This is a genomic window from Thomasclavelia sp. (assembly GCF_017889095.1).
Taxonomy (GTDB): Bacteria; Bacillota_I; Bacilli_A; order Erysipelotrichales; family Coprobacillaceae; genus Thomasclavelia.
On the sequence record NZ_JAGHEW010000156.1, the window covers coordinates 1 to 7,238 of the forward strand.

The following is a 7,238-nucleotide window of genomic DNA, read 5'->3' on the forward strand; positions in this document are numbered from 1 at the left end:
GATGCTTTAGATCATCGGTTATTTTATACGATCTTTAAAATTGAAGATTACTTAAATAAACATGAATATGAAAAAATAAATGAAATTATTGATTATTATAAAAATAAAGTAATGCTTCATAAATTAATTGTTGATACCAGAAATGATGTTTTTGATGTTTTGTATAGTATGATCATCAATAAATTGACTAAGCCAGGTCATGATATTAGTAACAGTGTTTTAATTAGTAAAAATAGTTTTTATGATGATTTGAATTTTATCAACTTTATTCAGGATGTTTTAGGCTATTTTAAAGACTGTCGCTATTTAAAAATTGATCTTAGTGAAAATAATGGGTTTGTCATTTTTAAGATTATTTATCGAGATGGTATGATTGTAAAGGATAATTTAGAAACTTACTTGAGTAACAATGATTATATTAAAGATATTAGTTTTAATTTAACCGAGTGTGAAAGTAGAGGGGTAAGAATTTCTTTTAAAATAGAAAATGAGCATTAGTAAAAGCTGGCAATTGCCAGCTTTTGTTATGATAAATATTATTTAAAAAGATATAGACTATTTTTTTACTATAAAGATAATTTTATCAATGATTCTAAGTGAAGTTATACAAAGGATAAATAGTAGAAATTCATTATTAATGATCGCATATATAAGTAAAAGAAATATGATAAAAGCAATAAGTTTGTTTATTTTTAATGAAGATATAGTAAAAAATACCATCTTTTTACCAATATGTTTCATTAGTAATATATCAATTAAAACTAATATAATTGTAATTAATAGATTAATATGGTTTAGTGGCATACTAGTGTCTCCTAAATTGATTATATTTTTTGATTAATTGTATAGATTAATATTTTTATAGTTATTATATCAGCAATTGCTAAGAATGTAAAAACGAGGAAAATTTTCCTCGTTTAAGCTTGTTTAATCAAATGTAACATAAGGGTTTTCTAATGGTGGAACTACTTCTAAATGTTCAACTGGTAAAACCGGGACATCCATTTGATATTCAGGATCATATTCCACTTTGATTTTTCCTTCAACAACGACCCATTCATCCGGAATTAGTTTTTTAGCTAAAGGACTAATACAAATTAAGCCAATTAATGAAGTATCCTGTTCACAACATACCATTGCTTGTCTACCTAAAACAAAACCATTATCTAATACTCGATCTAAACCGATGAATTTTCCTTTGATCTTAACCGTTTTATTTTCATACTTTTTAGGATGATCCATAATATCCATACAAAAGATTCCAAAATCATGATCAAGAATTTCTAAATGATCTTGATTTAAATCAAACGGCATCTCTTCTTCTGGATTCAAAGTATCAATCCGACCATCAGGTAATTCATAGATGATTTGAGCATTAGAATTAATTGCTTTAATGTTATTACGTAATGTTGATTTTTTTACATCACTAGTATAACGATTAAAAATTACTAAATCACTAAAGACAACTTGACCATAGACTAAAGAACGCATATTGTTTAAATACATTGAAAATGTGGTAGTATCAAATGTTGTTAAAACTTGAACTACATTCCAATTTTTAGGAACGATTTCTTTTACAAATTCATTTAGATCCATCATACCATTAGCTTCAATTAATATTTGCGTAGGCTGATATTGCTGCTGTAATTTAGCTAAATGGTAAGTTGTATAGTTTTCATGGTCTAAAGTAACTAAAGTTGTATTAGCTCTAGTTAGGATTTTTTGACTATAAGGGATTTCTCCTTCTTCAAAACTGATCAATAAAGTTGTTTCGCCATTATAGAAATCAGGATTACTTAAAGTATCGTTGATAAAAGTTGTTTTACCACTATCTAAAAATCCCGTAAAGATATATACTCGAGTATCCATTAAGCAGCTCCTTCAAATAATGTTTCTAGTTTTGCTTCATCTAATTTTTCACCAATAACACAAATTCTACCAGTAAAATCAGCTTTACCAGTTCTAATTTCATATTCACCAGGAACCAAATCAAAATACCACCAATCTGTTTCATCACTATCTACGTAACCTTTAGCCCGTAAAATATTACCATACTCTTTATTACTGCTTAATTCTTTTAAGATTGTTTCTAATTGTAATTTAGAGTATTTTTTTGGAGTTTGTTTCCCCCAGCTAGTAAAGATTTCATCAGCATGATGATGGTGATGATGGTCGTGATCATGGTGACAGCTGCATTCATGTTCGTGATCGTGATGATGTTCATGTTCATGATGGTGATGATCGTGGTCATGATGACAACTGCATTCATGTTCGTGGTCGTGATGATGTTCGTGTTCATGATGATGACCGCATTCAGGACAAATATCTAATTCTGCTAATAATTCATCACGCAAAGTATCACTATTACTAAAAGCGTCAATTAGTGTTTCTTTAGTTAATTGATCCCATGGTGTCGTGATAATGTTAGCTTTATCATTATGATCTTTAATGATTTTAATGCATTCTTCAAGCTGGAATTCATTGATATCCTGGGTTCTGCTTAATAGAATTAAAGATGCATACTCAATTTGATTATTAAAGAATTCACCAAAGTTTTTAGTATATAAACGACATTTTTTAGCGTCAATAACGGCAATATAGTTATCTAACTGTAATTCATCACTATTTACATCATTAACAGCTTTAATAACATCTGATAATTTACCCACTCCTGAAGGCTCAATGATGATTCGATCAGGATGATAGGTAGCAATTACTTCTTTTAAAGAAGCTTCAAAATCACCTACTAAACTACAGCAAATACATCCGGAATTGATTTCAGTAACTTCAATTCCAGCGTTATTCATAAACGTTCCATCAATTCCAATTTCACCAAATTCGTTTTCAATTAAAACAATTTGTTCTCCTTGATAGACTTCGTTAATTAATTTTTTAATAAAAGTTGTTTTTCCAGCACCTAGAAAGCCAGAAATAATATCTACTTTACTCATTTAATTCATCTCCTTGTTGGTACTTATTATAGCACTTGACTTTTTATCATTCAAATATTCCTACCTATAAGATTAGAAAAACATTTGTCTAAACTGTCATTAAATGATATTCTTAAAAGGTAAAAAGGAGGGGGATATTATGCCTACTGGGGTATTAATTAATAGCGCATCAATTATTTTAGGTGGGATTTTTGGAGCTGTTTTGGGACATCATTTAAGTGCTAAGTTTAAAATGGAAATAACTTTGATTTTCGGCTTATGTTCTATGGCAATGGGGATTAATTCAATTGTTTTGATGGAAAATATGCCAGCTGTTATCTTTGCAATCATTATGGGAACTGCTTTAGGATTAGTGTTGCATTTTAATGAGCTGATTAATAAAGGAGCCATGCTGATGCAAAAACCGATTGCTAAAATATTTAAAAATAGTAAATCTGATTTACCAGAATCTGAATTTTTAGCAACATTAGTCACTATTATTGTGTTATTTTGTGCTAGTGGAACTGGTATTTATGGATCACTAAGTGCGGGAATGACGGGAGATAATTCGATATTAATTTCTAAATCAATTTTAGATTTCTTTACAGCGATGATCTTTGCCTGCAATTTAGGATATGTTGTATCGGTAATTGCATTACCGCAGTTTATTATTTTCTTTGCTTTATTTTTACTTGCAAAAGTTATTTTTCCACTTACAACTCCAGCCATGATCAATGACTTTAAAGCCTGTGGTGGCTTTTTGATGGTAGCAACGGGATTTCGAATGATCAAAGTTAAAGAATTTCCAATCGCTGATATGATTCCAGCAATGATTCTAGTGATGCCAATTAGCTGGCTTTGGGTAAATTATGTTTTAAGTTTGATTTAAGATGACAGCTTGCTTATAAAATAGGATTGTGATATCCTTTAAACAAGAAAAGAGTGAAATAAATGAATGAACGACATGCAAAAATATTAGATTTATTAACTGAATATAAAAAAATTGAAGTAACTCGTTTATCTAAACTATTGAATGTGTCACAAGTAACGATTCGTAAAGATCTCGATCAGCTAGAAGCAACGGGAATTTTGATTCGTGAACATGGTTATGCTAAATTAAATGAAAGTGATGATATTAATAATCGTTTAGCGTATCGTTATGATATTAAACAAAAAATTGCCATCAAGGCTGCTGATATGGTTAAAAGCGGGGAAACGATCATGATTGAATCGGGGTCTTGTTGTGCTTTATTAGCATTAGAAATTGCTAAAAATAAGCATAATGTAACAATAATCACTAATTCAGCTTTCATTGCTGATTATATCCGTAAAATGGGCCAAGTAAAAATCATTTTATTAGGTGGCGAATATCAAAATGAATCGCAGGTAATGGTAGGACCGATTACCAAAAAATGTGTTGAAACTTTCTTTGTGGATAAGTTATTTATAGGAACTGATGGTTTTAGTGAAAAATCTGGTTTTACTGGTAATGATTTTATGCGTGGGGAAACAGTTAAAGACATGGTTAAACAGGCCAATAAGGTTATCGTTGTTACCGATTCTGATAAATTTGAACGTGTCGGTCTGGTTAAATTAATAGAAACTAATGAAGTTAGTTATGTAATTACTGATAATAAGATTCCTAAAGCTAGTGAAACTTATTTAATCAAACAAGGTGTTGAAGTTGAAATAGTAGATTAAAAGCTGTATCAATCAATTTGATATAGCTTTTTTGTTGTAATCAACAAAAAGATAGTAATTAAGGAATAATTAAAATGATATAGTTAATAATATGGTGGTTAATTGATATTTTATTTTTTGATATTGAAACAAATTGTTACTTTTTTTATATTGACATATATAATAGTATTGATAAAATATAGATGGAGGAATTTTTGATGAGTGATTTAATTAGAATTGAACGGATTGAAATAAATGGAATAAAGAATGTGGAGCATGGTGTAATAGATTTTAATGAGTATAGTGATATATTAAAGGGGAAATTTGATAGTTTAAAATCAGTTTTAGGAATTTATGGTCAAAATGGATCTGGGAAAACAACTGTATTAGAGGTTACAAAATTGTTGAAAAATATTTTAATTGGGGAAAAATTACCTGATAATTTTAATCAGTTTATTAGTAATCAATGTGAAGAAGCAAAAATTTCATATACTTTTTTTGTTAGTTCTGATTCTTATAAACAATTAATTACTTACACTTTTTGGATTAAATTAATTGAAGAAAATTATGAGATTTATCATGAAAAAATTGTTTCTAAAGAATATTCTAATACCAAAAAAAAATGGAAACCACAAATTACCTTAATTGAATGTAAAAATCAGGAAATTATTTTAAAGAAACTAATGAATAGAATTTCTAGAGATAGTTTAATTGAATTACGTGTAGCCCAAGATATTGAAAAAGGAACATCATTTATTTTTAATAAGCGTAATCAAAATATTTTATTGAAAGAACTGTTGAGTACTGATTCATCAGAAAATGAACAAAAATTTATTGAAGTTTTAAAGTTATTACCTCTATATGCTAAGACATCACTTATAATTATTGAAAATGATGTTATGGGCAGTATTAATTTGAATACCTACGTTCCGATTAGTTTATATTTATCTTCTCAGGATTCTTTAAAACTTGGAGAAATTCCTGTCAATCTTTTAATACCAAATGAAATGCCTAAAGAAGTGTATCAAGATATTGAAAAAGTAATTAAACAAATAGATATTGTTTTAAATGCTATTATTCCATCTTTTAATATAAAGATCACTAATAAACAGCGGCAACTTTTAAAAAATGGTGAGGAAGGTATTAGTTTTGAAATTGTAAGTGTGAGAAATGATAAAATGATTCCCTTAAAATATGAATCAGAGGGTATAAAACGCTTAATTTCAGTTATTAGTTCGATGATTGCAGCTTTCAATGATCCATCAATTTGTTTAATGATTGATGAGTTTGATTCTGGAATCTTTGAATATTTATTAGGAGAATTAATTGAAATTATTGATGAATCTGCAAAAGGGCAATTTGTATTCACTTCTCATAATTTAAGAGCATTAGAAAAACTATCGTATAAATCAATTATAATTACTACTGTAAATCCAATGAATCGATATATTCAGATGACGGGTATTAAACCAAATAATAATGTTCGTGATTATTATTATACTAATATTATTTTAGGCGGACAAAGTGAACCTATCTATGAAGAAACTAAAAATTATAAGATAAAAAGAGCTTTTAGAAAGGCTGGAAAAATGAATGACTAAAAAAATTATCTTGTTTATTGTAGAGGGGTTGAGCGATAAGGATGCCTTAGAACCGATTCTCGCTGAATTGGTTGATACCACAAAAATTATGTTTGAGGTGTTACGATGTGATCTTACAACTAATAATAGTGATGTGTGGCTAAGAAATTTAAATATGAAAGAAAGAGTGGCTAGAATTGTAAAAAACTTTTTGGAGCAAAATCATGGTATAAAGAAAAAACACATCGAAAAAATTATTTTTTTAACAGACATGGATGGTTGTTATATTGATGAGAAGTATATTTATTATTGTAAAGATGATAGGGAATTTCGATATGAGGATGATGGGATATATACTGACAGAGTAACGACAGCTATTAAACGAAATCAAATGAAATCTAGGAATTTAAATATAGTAAATTCTACTAGAGAAATATATAATTTGCCTTTTGAAATATATTACTTTTCATGTAATTTGGATCATGTACTTCACGATGAAAGAAACCTAAAACAATCTTTAAAAGAAGATTATGCGTTTGACTTTGCTGATAAATATGAAGATAAAGAGGATGAATTTATTGATTTTATAAATGATAAATCATTATATTTGTCTTTAAATTATAAAGATAGCTGGCAGTTAATAAAAGTGAATAAAAATTCATTACTGCGATATACCAACTTAAATGTGTTTTTTATTAATAATATTGAATATATGAAAGAAAATGCTAAAATTAAGATAAATAATTATTTAAATAAATATCCTGCAAAATAAGACTAGTTAGTTTTTTTGCAGGATATATTTTTAGAAGAAACAATCAATTTGATTATCAATAAAAACTTTTTGATAATCAGCTAAATCTTTAAGGTAAAAAGCTTTAACATTAATATTTATCATATACTTGTAATGAGATTGAATTATATTTTGTCAGTTCCTCATTATCAATAAAAATAGCTGATGAATTTTTAAAGTCACGATAGTATATCTCACCGGAATCAATTTGTAATGGATCAATAAACTTAGGCTTTTCTTCTTTACAGTATTTACCAA

Annotated in this window: 7 protein-coding genes; 5 read left to right on the forward strand and 2 right to left on the reverse strand. The window is 27.9% G+C overall.

The window, feature by feature from the left end; translation table 11 throughout:
* The coding region (locus J7M77_RS07115; protein WP_296877143.1) for a hypothetical protein at positions 1–498 on the forward strand (498 nt) is incomplete at its 5' end.
* Between the two features lie 429 nt (positions 499–927).
* On the opposite strand, the gene J7M77_RS07120 is transcribed toward J7M77_RS07115, so the two are convergent.
* Both J7M77_RS07120 and J7M77_RS07125 read right to left on the reverse strand, forming a co-directional pair.
* Positions 928–1,869, reverse strand: coding sequence for a GTP-binding protein (locus J7M77_RS07120; RefSeq protein ID WP_296877144.1), 942 nt, complete (start codon positions 1,867–1,869; stop codon positions 928–930).
* Positions 1,869–2,951 carry a GTP-binding protein gene (locus J7M77_RS07125; RefSeq protein ID WP_296877145.1) on the reverse strand — a complete coding sequence of 361 codons (1,083 nt, stop codon included), beginning with the start codon at positions 2,949–2,951 and terminating at the stop codon, positions 1,869–1,871. Before J7M77_RS07125 ends, J7M77_RS07120 begins: the two co-directional genes overlap by 1 nt.
* Positions 2,952–3,090: 139 nt before the next feature.
* Between J7M77_RS07125 and J7M77_RS07130 the strand changes: the two genes are divergently transcribed.
* The 4 genes from J7M77_RS07130 (at position 3,091) to J7M77_RS07145 (ending at position 6,962) form a co-directional block, all read left to right on the forward strand.
* Complete coding sequence (locus J7M77_RS07130) at positions 3,091–3,819, forward strand: DUF554 domain-containing protein (RefSeq protein WP_296877146.1); 729 nt, start codon at positions 3,091–3,093, stop codon at positions 3,817–3,819.
* Between the two features lie 62 nt (positions 3,820–3,881).
* Complete coding sequence (locus tag J7M77_RS07135; RefSeq protein WP_296877147.1) at positions 3,882–4,631, forward strand: DeoR/GlpR family DNA-binding transcription regulator; 750 nt, start codon at positions 3,882–3,884, stop codon at positions 4,629–4,631.
* Between the two features lie 197 nt (positions 4,632–4,828).
* Positions 4,829–6,211, forward strand: coding sequence for an AAA family ATPase (locus J7M77_RS07140; RefSeq protein ID WP_296877148.1), 1,383 nt, complete (start codon positions 4,829–4,831; stop codon positions 6,209–6,211).
* Positions 6,204–6,962: a hypothetical protein gene (locus tag J7M77_RS07145; RefSeq protein WP_296877149.1), complete on the forward strand. Its 759-nt coding sequence runs from the start codon at positions 6,204–6,206 to the stop codon at positions 6,960–6,962. The genes J7M77_RS07140 and J7M77_RS07145 overlap by 8 nt, the downstream gene beginning before the upstream one ends.
* Positions 6,963–7,238 lie beyond the last annotated feature (276 nt).